The 14,289-nt window shown below is 67.6% G+C and carries 11 protein-coding genes; 1 reads left to right on the top strand and 10 read right to left on the bottom strand.

Annotated elements, in window-relative coordinates; genetic code table 11:
- Positions 1-29: 29 nt before the first annotated feature.
- The 5 genes from uvrC to coaE form a co-directional block, all read right to left on the bottom strand.
- Positions 30-1,907 (bottom strand): excinuclease ABC subunit UvrC, encoded by a 1,878-nt coding sequence (gene uvrC / locus EV379_RS06840; protein WP_130505475.1) that lies wholly within the window; start codon positions 1,905-1,907, stop codon positions 30-32.
- Between the two features lie 16 nt (positions 1,908-1,923).
- Positions 1,924-4,830 (bottom strand): excinuclease ABC subunit UvrA, encoded by a 2,907-nt coding sequence (gene uvrA / locus EV379_RS06835; protein WP_130505474.1) that lies wholly within the window; start codon positions 4,828-4,830, stop codon positions 1,924-1,926.
- Between the two features lie 95 nt (positions 4,831-4,925).
- The gene (locus EV379_RS06830) at positions 4,926-5,210 is read right to left on the bottom strand and encodes a hypothetical protein (RefSeq protein WP_130505473.1); all 285 of its coding nucleotides are present in this window, start codon (positions 5,208-5,210) and stop codon (positions 4,926-4,928) included.
- Positions 5,203-7,269, bottom strand: coding sequence for an excinuclease ABC subunit UvrB (uvrB, locus tag EV379_RS06825; RefSeq protein ID WP_130505472.1), 2,067 nt, complete (start codon positions 7,267-7,269; stop codon positions 5,203-5,205). Before uvrB ends, EV379_RS06830 begins: the two co-directional genes overlap by 8 nt.
- Positions 7,270-7,278: 9 nt before the next feature.
- Positions 7,279-7,902: a dephospho-CoA kinase gene (coaE, locus tag EV379_RS06820; protein ID WP_130505471.1), complete on the bottom strand. Its 624-nt coding sequence runs from the start codon at positions 7,900-7,902 to the stop codon at positions 7,279-7,281.
- Between the two features lie 51 nt (positions 7,903-7,953).
- Between coaE and EV379_RS06815 the strand changes: the two genes are divergently transcribed.
- Positions 7,954-8,562: a DUF4126 domain-containing protein gene (locus tag EV379_RS06815; RefSeq protein WP_130505470.1), complete on the top strand. Its 609-nt coding sequence runs from the start codon at positions 7,954-7,956 to the stop codon at positions 8,560-8,562.
- On the opposite strand, the gene EV379_RS06810 is transcribed toward EV379_RS06815, so the two are convergent.
- From EV379_RS06810 to EV379_RS06790, 5 genes are all read right to left on the bottom strand, one after another.
- Positions 8,516-9,268, bottom strand: coding sequence for a class I SAM-dependent methyltransferase (locus EV379_RS06810; RefSeq protein WP_130505469.1), 753 nt, complete (start codon positions 9,266-9,268; stop codon positions 8,516-8,518). The two genes, EV379_RS06815 and EV379_RS06810, sit on opposite strands and share 47 nt — an antisense overlap.
- A gap of 121 nt (positions 9,269-9,389) precedes the next feature.
- Positions 9,390-10,844 carry a 30S ribosomal protein S1 gene (gene rpsA / locus EV379_RS06805; RefSeq protein WP_130505468.1) on the bottom strand — a complete coding sequence of 485 codons (1,455 nt, stop codon included), beginning with the start codon at positions 10,842-10,844 and terminating at the stop codon, positions 9,390-9,392.
- Positions 10,845-10,987: 143 nt separating this feature from the next.
- Positions 10,988-11,950: an epimerase gene (locus tag EV379_RS06800; protein ID WP_130505467.1), complete on the bottom strand. Its 963-nt coding sequence runs from the start codon at positions 11,948-11,950 to the stop codon at positions 10,988-10,990.
- Positions 11,947-12,582, bottom strand: coding sequence for a DUF4166 domain-containing protein (locus tag EV379_RS06795; RefSeq protein ID WP_130505466.1), 636 nt, complete (start codon positions 12,580-12,582; stop codon positions 11,947-11,949). Before EV379_RS06795 ends, EV379_RS06800 begins: the two co-directional genes overlap by 4 nt.
- Positions 12,583-12,585: 3 nt before the next feature.
- Positions 12,586-14,259 (bottom strand): DUF885 domain-containing protein, encoded by a 1,674-nt coding sequence (locus tag EV379_RS06790; RefSeq protein ID WP_130505465.1) that lies wholly within the window; start codon positions 14,257-14,259, stop codon positions 12,586-12,588.
- Between the last annotated feature and the right edge of the window lie 30 nt (positions 14,260-14,289).

Raw genomic sequence — 14,289 nt, 5'->3', positions numbered from 1 at the left:
GGACTCTAGCCTACCGAGCGCCGAGCGATTCAGGCACGCAAGTGCTGGTGGATCGCCTGTGCGAGTGCCGGTCCGACACCCCGAACCTCCGCGATCGCCTCGGGGCTGGCCTGTTTCAGCTGCGAAACGGAGCCGAAATGCTTCAGCAGCACGGCGACCCTGGCCGGTCCGAGCCCGGGAATCTCGCCGAGCACCGAGTTGATGTCCCGTTTGCGGCTCGCCCGTTGATGCGTGATCGCGAAGCGGTGCGCCTCGTCACGGATCCGCTGGAACAGGAACAAGGCGTCGCTGTTGCGCGGCAGGATCACCGGGTAGTCGGAGTCAGGCAGCCAGATCTCCTCCAGGCGCTTGGCGATGCCACAGAGCTGGATCCCCTGCACGCCGGATTCCCGCATCGCGCGCGCGGCGGCCTCGACCTGCGGTTGCCCGCCGTCGACGATGAGCAGATTGGGCGGGTAGCTGAACTTGCGGCGCTTCTCCCCCGCGCCCTCCTCCGCGGCGGGGTCGGCAACCGGGGTGGCTGCCTCCTCGCGCAGATGGGCCAGCCGCCGGGTGAGCGTGCGATAGATCGAATCGGTGTCGTCGGTGGATTCGGGGATGTTGAAGCGCCGGTACTGATCCTTGCGCGGCAGCCCGTCCTCGAACACGACCATGCTCGCGACGATGTTGGTCCCGCCGAGGTGCGACACGTCGTAGCACTCCATGCGCAGCGGGGCCTCCGTCATCCCGAGCGCCTCCTGGATGTCTTCGAGCGCCTTGGAGCGGGCCGTGAAGTCGGAGCTGCGCCGCGTCTTGTAGAGCATCAGCGAGTGGGCGGCGTTCTGGGTGGCGGTGGCGAGCAGCGCCGCCTTCTCGCCGCGCTGAGCCGCACGCACCTGCACCTTGACGCCGGCCATCCCCCGCAGCCATTCCTCGAGCGCTGCCGCGTCGTCAGGCAGCTCGGGCACGACGATCTCCCGCGGCGGCGGATTGTTCTCGTTGTACACGGTCTGCACGATCGAGTCGACGAGCTCGCCCATCGACGCGTCGAGGCCCTTGTCGACGACCCAGCCGCGCACACCGCGGATACGACCGCCGCGCACGACGAACTGCTGCACGGCCGCAGCGAGCTCGTCGTGCACGATGCCGAAGAGGTCGATGTCGACCGAGTCGCGCAGCACGACGGCGCTCTTCTCGAGCACCGCCTCGAGCGCGGCGACCTGGTCGCGTCGCTTTGCCGCGAGCTCGAAGTTCAGCGCGGCGGATGCCGCCTTCATCTCCTGGGTGAGCTCGTTGATCAGCTTGCGGTCCTGGCTGCCCATGAAGCTGACGAAACGCTTCACGATCTCGCGGTGTTCCTCGATGCTGACCAGCCCGGAGCACGGGCCGAAGCAGCGGCCGATCTGCCCGGCGAAGCACGGCTTGCCCGACTGCATGGCGCGCTTGTAGTCGGAGTCCTTGCACGTGCGGATCGGGAAGGCCTTGAGCATCAGCTCGATGGTGTCGTAGACCGCCCACACCTTGGGGTACGGACCGAAGTACCTGGCGCCCTTGATCCCTGTCGTTCGCGTGACCAGGGCACGCGGCGCCTCCTCGGCGAGGGTGACGGCCAGGTAGGGGTAGGACTTGTCGTCCTTGAACATGACGTTGAACGGCGGGTCGAATTCCTTGATCCAGGTGAACTCGAGCTGCAGCGCCTCGACCTCGCTGCCGACGACCGTCCACTCGACGCTCGTCGCCGTCGTGACCATGCGCCTGGTGCGCTCGTGCAGGCTCTCCAGCGGCGCGAAATAGTTGCTGAGCCGCGCGCGCAGGTTCTTCGCCTTACCGACGTAGAGCACCCGGGAATTCTGGTCGCGGAAGCGGTAGACCCCCGGCTCCGTGGGGATCTCCCCCGTCTTGGGCCGGTAACTCAGCACATTCGCCATCGATACTCCGCGCCGCTCAGCCCGCGATCGCCGCGGTCGCGCGATTCGCAGAAGCAGCGTCAGCCGCGAGGACTTCCTTCAGGAAGACGCCGGTGTGACTCTTCTTGTTCGCGGCGACCTGTTCCGGCGTTCCCGTCGCGATGACCTTGCCGCCGCCGGATCCGCCCTCCGGCCCGAGGTCGAGGACCCAGTCGGCGCTCTTGATCACATCGAGGTTGTGCTCGATGACGATGACGGTGTTGCCCTTGTCGACGAGGCCGTTCAGCACGATGAGGAGCTTGCGCACGTCCTCGAAGTGGAGACCGGTCGTCGGTTCGTCGAGCACGTAGACGCTGCGCCCATTGGAGCGCTTCTGCAGCTCGGTGGCGAGCTTGACGCGCTGCGCCTCGCCGCCGGAGAGGGTCGTCGCGCTCTGGCCGAGCGTCACGTAGCCGAGGCCGACCTCGACGAGGGTCTTCAGGTAGCGGTGGATCGCCGAGATCGGTTCGAAGAACTCGGCCGCCTCGCTGATCGGCATCTGCAGCACCTCGGCGATGTTCTTGCCCTTGTAGTGCACGGTCAGGGTGTCGCGGTTGTAGCGCGCACCGTGGCAGACCTCGCAGTCGACGTAGACGTCAGGCAGGAAGTTCATCTCGATCTTGATCGTGCCGTCGCCCGAGCACGCCTCGCAGCGGCCGCCCTTGACGTTGAAGCTGAAGCGGCCGGGCAGGTAGCCCCGCGTCTTCGCCTCGATCGTCTCGGCGAAGAGGTTGCGGATGCGGTCGAAGACGCCCGTGTACGTCGCGGGGTTCGAGCGCGGCGTGCGGCCGATCGGGGCCTGGTCGACGTGGATCACCTTGTCGAGGTGGTCGAGGCCGGTGACCCTGGTGTGCTTGCCCGGCAGCTTGCGGGCGCCGTTGAGTTTGTTGGCGAGCACCCGGTACAGGATGTCATTGACGAGCGAGGACTTGCCGGAGCCGCTCACTCCGGTGACGGCGGTGAAGGTGCCGAGCGGGAAGTCGGCGCTCACCTTGCGCAGGTTGTTCGCCTGCGCTCCGATGACCGAGATCTGCCGTTCAGGGTCGACCGGGCGGCGCGTGTGCGGGGTGACGATCTGGCGTCGGCCGGCCAGGTAGTCGCCGGTGAGCGACTCCGGGTTGCCGAGCAGTGCGTCGTAGGACCCGGAGTGCACGACCCGGCCGCCGTTGACGCCAGCGCCCGGTCCGATGTCGACGATCCAGTCTGCGGTGCGGATCGTGTCCTCATCGTGTTCGACGACGATCAGCGTGTTGCCCAGGTCGCGGAGTGCGACGAGGGTCTCGATCAGGCGGCGGTTGTCACGCTGGTGCAGGCCGATGCTCGGCTCGTCGAGCACGTAGAGCACGCCCGTCAGGCCGGAACCGATCTGGGTGGCCAGGCGGATGCGCTGGGCCTCGCCGCCCGAGAGCGTCGCCGCGGCGCGGGCCAGGTTCAGGTAGTTGAGGCCGACCTTGACCAGGAAGTCGAGGCGGAGCTTGATCTCGCGCAACACCTGGGCCGCGATGGCCTGCTCGCGCTCGGTGAGTTCGAGCTTGTCCATGAAGCTGCGTGCGTCGCTGAGGCTGAGCTCACAGACATCCGCGATGCTCTCGCCGTGGATGTGCACGGCGAGCACCTCGGGCTTCAGCCGCTTGCCGTTGCAGACCTGGCAGGCCACCTCGCGCAGGTACTCGGCCCAGCGGGCGCGCTGGTTGTCGGTCTCCGCCTGGGCGTACTGGCGCTCGATGTAGGGAACGACGCCCTCGAAGCCGGAGGTGTAGCTCACCTCGCGGCCGTAGCGGTTCTTCCACTTCACCTTGACCTCGAAGTTGTCGCCGTTCATCACGGCGGCGCGCACATCGGCCGGCAGCTTCTGCCACGGGGTCGTGAGGTCGAAGTCGAGGTCGCGGGCGAGGCCCTCGAGCAGCTTCTCGTAGTAGCTGAACAGCCCCTTGCCCTGCGTCGTCCACGGCAGGATGACGCCCTCGGCGATGCTGAGCTCCGGGTCGCCGAGCAGCAGGTCCTCGTCCACCGACATGCGCGTGCCGAGGCCGGAGCACTCCGGGCAGGCACCGAACGGCGCGTTGAACGAGAAGGTGCGCGGTTCGATCTCGGTGAGCTGGATCGGGTGGTTGTTCGGGCAGGAGAGCTTCTCGGAAAAGGTGTGCCACGCCTCGTCGCCCTCTTTGTCGACGAAGTTGATGCGCACGAGGCCATCGGTCAGGCGCAGGGCCGTCTCGAGCGAGTCGGTGAGGCGGCTGAGCAGATCGTCGGCGGCGACGAGACGGTCGACGACGACGGAGATGTCGTGCTTGATCTGCTTCTTGAGCGTCGGCGGGTCGGAGAGCTGGATCTGCTCGCCGTCGACGATGGCGCGCGAGTAGCCGGATGCCGCGAGCTCCTTGAACAGGTCGACGAACTCGCCCTTCTTCTGCGAGACGACGGGACTCAGCACCTGGTAGCGGGTGCCCTCCGCCAGTTCCATCAGCTGGTCGGCGATCTGCTGCACGGTCTGGCGCTGGATCTTCTCGCCGCAGACGGCGCAGTGCGGAACGCCGACGCGGGCCCAGAGCAGGCGCATGTAGTCGTAGATCTCGGTGATCGTGCCGACGGTGGAGCGCGGGTTGCGGTTCGTCGACTTCTGGTCGATCGAGACGGCCGGGCTCAGACCCTCGATGAAGTCGACATCCGGCCGGTCCACCTGGCCGAGGAACTGGCGGGCGTACGCCGAGAGCGACTCGACGTAGCGCCGCTGCCCCTCCGCGAAGATCGTGTCGAATGCCAGCGAGGACTTCCCGGAGCCGGAGAGGCCGGTGAAGACCACGAGCGAGTCGCGCGGGATCTCCAGATCGACATTGTGGAGGTTGTGCACGCGGGCGCCGCGAACACTCAGCTTGGACGTGGATTCGACTCGAGAAACTGACACCAGACGAGTCTACGAGAAAAGCGACTCATTCGAAGACTCGTTCTACACGCTCGCGGCGAACATTCAGCCGACGTGCGCCAGCCCGCGGAGCGCCGCTAACGGCTCGGCGGGAGCGTGATGCGGATCCGGCCGGACGCCAGGGGCCCGTCGCCTGGCAAGGGCGCGGGTGCTGGCAGCTCCTGTTGGGCCTCCCAGACCAGGTGGGCGTCGTGCGCCTGCGGCCGGAACACCTCGTCGACGACGCCGAGCATGCCGGAGCCGACGCTCTTGCGCCGGCGCGCCCTCTCGGCGGCGAGCATGGGGGGCGCCAGCAGCGGCCACAGCAGGAAACCCGCCAGGAGCAACCCGGCGACCACCAACAGCGGCACGGCATCAGTCAAGGTGGCCGGCCTTCTCCATCTGGCGGAGCTCCCGCTTGATCTCGGAGAGCTCGTCGCGGAGGCGGGCAGCCAGCTCGAACTTGAGCTCGCCGGCCGCCTGCAGCATCTGCTCGTTGAGATCGGCGATGAGCGACTCCAGCTCGTTGCCCCCGGCCGATGCGATGCCCTCGCGGCGCAGGTTCGGCACAGGCGACTTCTTGCGGCCGTCGCGCCCGGCCAGCAGCTCGGCGGTGTCCGCCTCCTCCCGCGCCAGCACGTCGGTGATGTCGGCGATGCGCTTCCGGAGCGGCTGCGGGTCGATGCCGTTGGCGAGGTTGTACGCGACCTGCTTCTCGCGGCGCCTCGTCGTCTCCTCGATGGCCTTAGCCATCGAGTCGGTGACGCGGTCCGCGTACATGTGCACCTCGCCTGACACGTTTCGGGCCGCACGGCCGATCGTCTGGATGAGCGAGGTCGCCGAGCGCAGGAAGCCTTCCTTGTCGGCGTCCAGGATCGCCACGAGTGAGACCTCGGGGAGGTCGAGGCCCTCACGGAGCAGGTTGATGCCGACGAGCACGTCGTACACGCCCTGGCGCAGCTCGGTGAGCAGCTCGACGCGGCGAAGCGTGTCGACATCCGAGTGCAGGTAGCGCACCCGTACCCCGGACTCGGTGAAGAAGTCGGTGAGCTCCTCTGCCATCTTCTTGGTGAGCGTCGTGACGAGGACACGCTCATCCTTGGCCGCGCGCACCCGGATCTCCTCGAGCAGGTCATCGATCTGGCCCTTGCTCGGCTTCAGCACGATGGCGGGGTCGACGAGACCAGTCGGGCGGATGATCTGTTCGACGACGCCGTCGGCGATTCCCATCTCGTACTTGCCCGGCGTCGCCGAGAGGTACACGGTCTGGCCAACGCGGTTCTTGAACTCATCGAACTTGAGCGGGCGGTTGTCGAGCGCGCTCGGCAGGCGGAAACCGTGCTCGACGAGGGTGCGCTTGCGCGAGGAGTCGCCCTCGTACATGGCGCCGATCTGCGGAACCGTCACGTGCGACTCGTCGATGACGACGAGGAAGTCGTCAGGGAAGTAGTCGAGCAGGCAGTGCGGGGCCTCGCCGACCGCACGTTGGTCGATGTGCCGCGAGTAGTTCTCGATGCCGGAGCAGAAGCCGATCTGCTCCATCATCTCGAGGTCGAAGTTCGTGCGCATGCGCAGGCGCTGCGCCTCGAGCAGCTTGCCCTCGCGCTCCAGCTGGGCCAGGCGCCACTCGAGCTCCTCGCGGATGGTCACGATGGCCTTCTGCATCACCTCGGTGCTGGCGACGTAGTGCGAACCGGGGAAGACGGCGATCGAGTCGAGCTTGCGCACCACGTCGCCGGTCAGCGGGTGCAGGCTGTAGAGCGCCTCGATCTCGTCACCGAACATCTCGATGCGGATCGCGAGCTCCTCGTACATCGGGATGATCTCGATGGTGTCGCCTCGCACCCGGAAGTTGCCGCGGGAGAAGTCGATGTCGTTGCGCTGGTACTGCATCGAGACGAACTTGCGCACGAGCCAGTCCCGGCTGACCTTCTGGCCGACCTGCAGCGCCACCATGGCGTTCATGTACTCGTCCGGCGTGCCGAGGCCGTAGATGCAGGACACGGTCGACACGACGATGACGTCGCGCCGGCTGAGGAGCGAGTTCGTCGTCGAGTGGCGCAGGCGCTCGACCTCGGCGTTGACCGAGCTGTCCTTCTCGATGAAGGTGTCCGTCTGCGGCACGTAGGCCTCTGGCTGGTAGTAGTCGTAGTACGAGACGAAGTACTCGACCGCGTTGTGCGGCATCAGCTCGCGGAACTCGTTGGCCAGCTGGGCGGCGAGGGTCTTGTTGTGTGCAAGCACCAGCGTCGGGCGTTGAACGGCCTCGACCAGCCAGGCGGTTGTCGCCGACTTTCCCGTTCCGGTGGCACCGAGCAGCACGACATCCGTCTCGCCCGCGTTGATGCGGGCGGAGAGGTCGGCGATCGCGCCGGGCTGGTCACCGCTCGGGGTGTACTCGCTGACGACCTCGAACGGGCGAACGGCGCGGGTGGGTTCCATGGATCCAGTCTACGGACGGCCACCGACAGTGCGCTCTGACTGCACCCGCATCCAGAGGTCATCGACCTGGCTCATAGTGTGGGCGAGGCTCTCGTCGGTGTCGATCACGACGTCGGCGATGGCGCGTCGCTCCTCGTCGCTGGCCTGGGACTCGACGCGGGCGTGCGCGTGAGCCGGGTCGAGGCCCCGCTCCTCGACGAGACGCGCGACCCGCGTCTTCTTCGGCGCCTCGACGACGACGATGAGGTCGAACGGCTCAGAGGCACGCCCGGCCTCGACGAGCAGCGGGATGTCGTGGACGACGACGGCATCCGGATCCGCGGCGGCTGCCTCAGCCTTGAGCTTCTCCCCCAGCTCGCGCACGGCCGGGTGCACGATGGCATTCAGCCTGGCGCGGGCGTCCTCGTCGTGGAAGATGACAGCCCCGAGCTTCTCGCGGTCGAGGGTGCCGTCGGCGTTCAGGACGCCGTCACCGAACTCCTCGCGGATGCGGGCGAGACCGGGAGTGCCCGGCTCGACGACCTTGCGGGCGAGGACGTCCGCATCGATCAGGATCGCGCCGTGTTGAACGAGACGGCGGGCGACCGTCGATTTGCCCGAGGCGATGCCGCCAGTCAATCCGATGAGATACACAGTCAGAGTCTAGACGTGCATGGCGTCCTGGATCCGTGCCAGACTCGGCACATGCTGGAGTTCCTGACCGGAAGCGCCCTGGCCGCATCCGCCGGCCTGAACGCCTACATCCCCCTGCTTCTCATCGGGCTCGGCTCCCGGTTCACCGGCCTGATCGAGCTGCCGGCGAACTGGGCCTGGCTGCAGAATGAGTGGGTGCTCGGAATCCTCGCCGTCCTCCTCGTGCTCGAGATACTGGCGGACAAGGTGCCAGGTGTCGACTCGGTGAACGACATCGTCCAGACGGTCGTGCGGCCGACCTCCGGCGGGCTCGCGTTCGGCTCAGGCAGCTCGGCGACGACCGTGGCCATCACCGATCCCGCCGCATTCTTCAGCTCGAATCAGTGGGTGCCCATCGTGATCGGCGCGGTGATCGCGCTTGCCGTGCACCTGGCGAAGCTCAGCGTTCGTCCCGTCGCGAATGCGCTCACCGCCGGACTCGCAGCCCCCGTGATCAGCACGGCTGAGGACGTCAGCAGTGTCGTGCTCTCCGTGCTCGCGATCCTGGCCCCGGTGATCGCGCTGCTCGCGATGATCGGCGGTGTCGTGCTGATCACCCGCTGGATCGCCAGGCTCAGGCGAACTCGCCGGTCCACGGAACAGCCAGCCAGCCCTCCGTGACATAGGGCAGCAGGATCGTCTCGGCCCGCGTCTCCGGGTGGGCATCGAGCACCGCCTCGATCCGTGCGAGCATCGCGGCCCGCTCCGCCTCACCCGCAACGAGGTAGTAGCTGCGCGTCGTGGCGAGGTTCAGGATGCCGGCCCGGTCCGTGCACTGCGTCCAGCGCTCGACGTGCCGGCCGACGACCGTCATGCCGGCGCCCAGCGTCGGCACGAAGGCCGTGGCGTTCAGCTCGGCGTGCATCGCCGTGGAGAGCGCCGCGACCCAGGGAACGCCCGCGTCGCGACTGTTCCAGATCAGCCCGAGGCGGCCGCCGGGGCGCAGCACCCGCACCACCTCGCGCGTCACGAGCTCCTCGTCCATCCAATGCCAGGCCTGGGCGACCGTCACCAGGTCGACGCTGGCGTCCGGCAGTGGGATGTGCTCGCCGCTGCCGACGATGGTCGTGAGCTCCGGCATCCGCTCGGCCGCGACCCGCAGCATGTCGGCGGAGGGGTCGACCGCGGTGACCCTGTCGCCGTGCGCGAGCATGGCGGCGCTCAGCTTGCCCGTTCCCGCCCCGAGGTCGAGCACGTCCTGCGGGGTGGATGGCGCGCCACGGAGCCACCGCACGCTCTCCTCCGGGTAGCCGGGGCGGTGTCGGTCGTAGCCGTCAGCGCCGTGCTGGAAGGACTCTGCGTGCTGCTGGAGGCGTCCGATCTGCATGAGCCCAGCCTAGGCAGTGTTGCCGGACGCCCGCATCAACGACGAAACGGGCCGGTCCAAGAGGACCGACCCGTTTCGCTGCGTTCAACCGCGCGTTTCGGCGTGGTGAGCGCTGATGATGCTAGTTGCCGCCCGAGAGCTTCTCGCGCAGTGCGGCGAGGGACTCGTCATCGGCAAGCGTGCCACCGGTGGCGGACTCGCTCGAGAAGGTCGAACCGGCCGCAGCGGCTTCGCCGGCAACGGCAGCCTCTTCGTTCGCGGTTGCAACCTGCTTCTTGTGGGCCTCCCAGCGAGCCTGGGCAGCTGCGTACTCCAGCTCCCACTTCTCGCGCTGGGTGTCGAAGCCCTCGCGCCACTCGTTCGTCTCCGGGTCGAAGCCCTCGGGGAACTTGTAGTTGCCCTGCTCGTCGTACTCGGTGAGCATGCCGTAGAGGGCCGGGTCGAACTCGGTGCCCTCGGGGTCGACACCCTCGTTGGCCTGCTTGAGGCTCAGCGAGATGCGGCGACGCTCGAGGTCGATGTCGATGACCTTGACGAAGACCTCGTCGCCGACCGACACGACCTGCTCGGCCAGCTCAACGTGCTTGCCGGAGAGCTCGGAGATGTGAACGAGGCCCTCGATGCCCTCTGCAACGCGAACGAACGCGCCGAAGGGGACGAGCTTCGTGACCTTGCCCGGTGCAACCTGGCCGATGGCGTGGGTGCGGGCGAAGACCTGCCACGGGTCCTCCTGCGTTGCCTTGAGTGACAGCGACACGCGCTCGCGCTCGAGGTCAACCTCGAGGATCTCGACGGTGACTTCCTGGCCAACCTCGACAACCTCGCTGGCGTGCTCGATGTGCTTCCAGCTGAGCTCGGAGACGTGCACGAGGCCGTCAACGCCGCCGAGGTCGACGAACGCACCGAAGTTGACGATCGAGGAGACGACGCCCTTGCGGACCTGACCCTTCTGAAGGTTGTTCAGGAAGGTGGTGCGGCTCTCAGACTGAGTCTGCTCAAGCAGGGCGCGACGCGAAAGCACAACGTTGTTGCGGTTCTTGTCGAGCTCGAGGATCTTCGCCTCGATCTCCTGGCCGAGGTACGGCGTGAGGTCGCGGACGCGGCGCAGCTCGATGAGCGAAGCCGGGAGGAAGCCACGGAGTCCGATGTCAACGATGAGGCCACCCTTGACGACCTCGATGACCGAACCGGTGACAACGCCATCGGCGTCCTTGATCTTCTCAACGTCGCCCCACGCACGCTCGTACTGTGCGCGCTTCTTGGACAGGATGAGACGACCTTCCTTGTCCTCCTTCTGGAGAACGAGGGCCTCGACGGTGTCGCCAACGTTGACGACCTCGCTGGGGTCAACGTCGTGCTTGATGGACAGCTCACGCGAGGGAATGACGCCCTCGGTCTTGTAGCCCACGTCGAGGAGGACCTCGTCGCGGTCGATCTTCACAACGGTGCCCTCGATGAGGTCACCGTCGTTGAAGAACTTCAGAGTCTTTTCGACCGCGGCGAGGAAGTCTTCAGCAGATCCGATGTCATTGATGGCGACCTGCTTGGGTGCCTTGGCGGTCGTTACGATTGTCATGTAGTAGATGCTCCAGTACGGACAAGTTCGGGCCACTCACAGCGGTAGAGCTGAATGAGATACTGCGAGGGGCATACGGATAGATCGTCACAAACGTGACGTTCTAGCTTAGCTGTTTACCCACGAGGGGTACAAGTCGGCGCTCAGCTGGTGCGCCCGGCGACGATTGCGCGGAGCGCCGGCTCCAATTCGGGGTAGGCGAACGGGTAGCCGAGTTCGATCAGGCGCTCGGGAACCACCCAGCGGCTCTTCAGCACGAGTTCGGTCTCGGTGCGGATGGCGGCAGAGCCGAGTTCAAGCATCCAGCGGCTCGTCGGCAGCCCGAACGGTGCGCCCACGATGCGGCGGAGGGTGCGCATCAGCGTCGTGTTGTCGCTCGGCGATGGGGCAGAGACGTTGAGGACCCCGTCGATCTCCGGATGCCGCTCAACGAAGTCGATGCTGCCTGCGACGTCATCGATGTGCACCCAGCTGAACTTCTGCCGCCCGGCCGTCCTGCGGTTCACGTGGACGGTGCCGGCCGCCCGGCGCTTCGCGGTTGCCGGCCAGCGGCCGTCGTGCTGCGCGCCGCCGACACCGAAGCGGGCCAGGTTCAGCAGCGGGATGAGCGCGCTGCCGTCCCCCAGCACGATCGCCATGCGCAGCGCGACCCTGCGGGTGTGCGGCAGTTCGGCTGCGAAGAACTCGCGTTCCCACGCCGTTGCGATGCCGACGGAGAAGCCGGTTCCGATCTCGCCCGTTGACTCGGTCATCGGCCGGTCGTCCGCATGGCGGTAGATGGTCGCGGTCGAGGAGTTGACCCAGAGGGCCGGCGGCCGCGCGCAGGCGGCGATCGCCTCGGAGAGTTGCCTGGTCGTCTCGATGCGGGACCGCATGATCTCGGCACGGTTCGCGGCGGTGTAGCGGCAGTTGACGCTCTTGCCTGCCAGATTGATGAGCAGCTCGGCCCCGTCGAGCAACGCGGTGATCGCCGCGGCGTCGCCCCATGCGGCATCCGCTCCGCTGCGCCCGATCGTCGCCACGTGATCGCCTGCGGCCCGATACTTCTCGCAGAGGTACTGCCCGATGAAGCCGGACGCCCCCGCGATGACGACACGCCTGCTCATTGCTCCCCGACCCCCGAGCGAATCTCGTAGTGGAACGAGCCCGAATACTCGTAGAGCCTACCGAGCAGCGGTGCGCTGAGCTCGACAGAGACGTGCTGCGAGTCCGTGCCGTCGTCGAAGCGCTCAATCAGCGCGACGCGCGGCGCGATGGCCGTGGGAACGGGCACCCGGAGGCGAGCGAGGTGCAGGGCGACCGCGGTGGAGCGCATGTGCAGCGCACCGTCGACGACACCGGCCTCGAGCCGGGCTTCGATCAGCCGCGGCCGGCCGAGGTGGTCGACCAGACCGGGTCGCCCGCCGTCGACCGCCTCGATCGAGTCGATCATGGCCCGCTCGCCCTCCGTGAAGCGGAAGCGTCGCACCGCCGCGACGGACGGGAGGCCGCCTGCGGTCACGCTGGGCCGGTTGACCACGACGAACGGCACATCACGATGCCAACCGGGGAACAGCACTCCCCCGTGTTGCAGCAGCCACAGCAGCGGCCAGAGCCACCGCCGCGGCGTGCCGACGCGGTCGAAGACCCCGGCGCCCCGGCCGTGGTGGCCGGGCGGGATCGCCGCGAAGTAGGCGCGCAGCCGCGGATGCAGCCCCTCGAGCTCCTCGCCGAGAACGAGTTCGTAGGGCGAGCTCACGGCTCAGGCGAGGAGGCTGGCCTTGAGCGTGTCGAGGCCGACACCACCCAGGTCGAGCGCGCGCTTGTGGAAGTCCTTGATGTCGAAGCCGGCCCCTGCGCGGGCGGCCGCGTCGTCGCGCAGCTGCTCCCAGATGCGTTGCCCCACCTTGTAGGAGGGAGCCTGCCCCGGCCAGCCGAGGTAGCGGTTCACCTCGAAGCGCACGAAGCCGTCGTTCATGTTGACGTTCTCGCGGAGGAAGTCGAAGGCGTACTCGGCCGTCCACACACCGTTGCCGTCCGGGCGCTGCTTGCCGAGGTGCACGCCGATGTCGAGCACGACGCGCGCCGCGCGCATGCGCTGCCCGTCGAGCATGCCGAGACGGTCGGCCGGATCGTCGAGGTAGCCGAGCTGCTCCATCAGCCGCTCCGCGTAGAGCGCCCACCCCTCGGCGTGCCCAGAGGTGCCGGCGAGCTGCCTGCGCCAGGTGTTGAGCGTCGCCCGGTTGTAGACGGCCTGGCCGATCTGCAGGTGGTGGCCGGGAACGCCCTCGTGGTACACGGTCGTGAGCTCACGCCAGGTGTCGAACTCGGTGACGCCCTCCGGCACCGACCACCACATGCGGCCCGGCCTGGAGAAGTCGTCGGTGGGCTGGGTGTAGTAGATCCCGCCCTCCTGCGTCGGCGCGATCATGCACTCGAGGGTGCGGATCTCCTCCGGGATGTCGAAGTGGCTGCGCCCGAGCTCGGCGACGGCCCGATCGCTCGTCTCCTGCATCCAGCGCTGCAGCGCCTCCGTTCCGTGCAGCTTCCTGCTCTGATCGGTGTCGAGGAAGGCGATCGCCTCCTCGACCGAGGCCCCCGCCTTGATCTCGTTGGCGATGCTGTTCTGCTCCGCCACCATGCGGGCGAGCTCGTCGATGCCCCACTCGTACGTCTCGTCGAGGTCGATGGTCGCGCCGAGGAAGTGCTCGGACTGCAGCGCGTAGATGTCGCGGCCGACGCCGTCGACCGGCGTGGCGGCATCCGCGAGCTCGTGCGCGAGGAAGTGGCTCAGCTTGTCGTAGGCGAGCAGCGACAGCCCCGCACCGTCGCCGAGCTGCTTGGCCAGGGATGCCGGCAGCTCACCGGACTCAAGCGAGGCGCCGGCGGCGAACTCGGTGAAGAAGCCCTCGACGGCTGCGTGCTTCGCGGTCTGAGCCGCCACCTCGCGCACCTGGCGAACGGCGGGCGTGACGCCGGCGGCGATGCCGGCGCGCAGTGTCTCGATGTAGCCGTCGATCGCGGCAGGGACGGCGGCGAGGCGGGAGCTGATCTGCTCCCAGTCCTCGACCGTCGCCGTCGGCATCAGGTCGAAGATCTCACGGATCTCCTGAGCCGGGGAGGCGATCACGTTGACGTCGCGGAGCGGAAGCTGGGCGTCGAAGCTGCGCAGCTGCAGCGCGAGGGTCGCGCGCAGATCGGTCTTCGTGACCTCGTCGACCGCGTCGACGGGCGTCTCGGCGTCGAGCTGGCCGATCACCGTCCTGGCGGCAGCCGCGAGGGCTTCATGTCCGGCCGGGGAGTAGTCGCCGAAGCGCCCGTTCCCCTCGTTGCGGCCGATGAAGGTGCCGATCGTCGGCTGCAACTCGACCAGGGTGTCGACCCAATCCTCGGCGATCTGGTCGATCGCCGACGGGGTGCGTGCTTCTGTGCTCATCTCGTGGCTCTCCATAACTCGGGGCTCTTC

Source organism: Microterricola gilva, from assembly GCF_004217495.1.
GTDB classification, from domain to species: domain Bacteria; phylum Actinomycetota; class Actinomycetes; order Actinomycetales; family Microbacteriaceae; genus Microterricola; species Microterricola gilva.
This window is presented reverse-complemented; position numbering and strand designations above follow the sequence as displayed.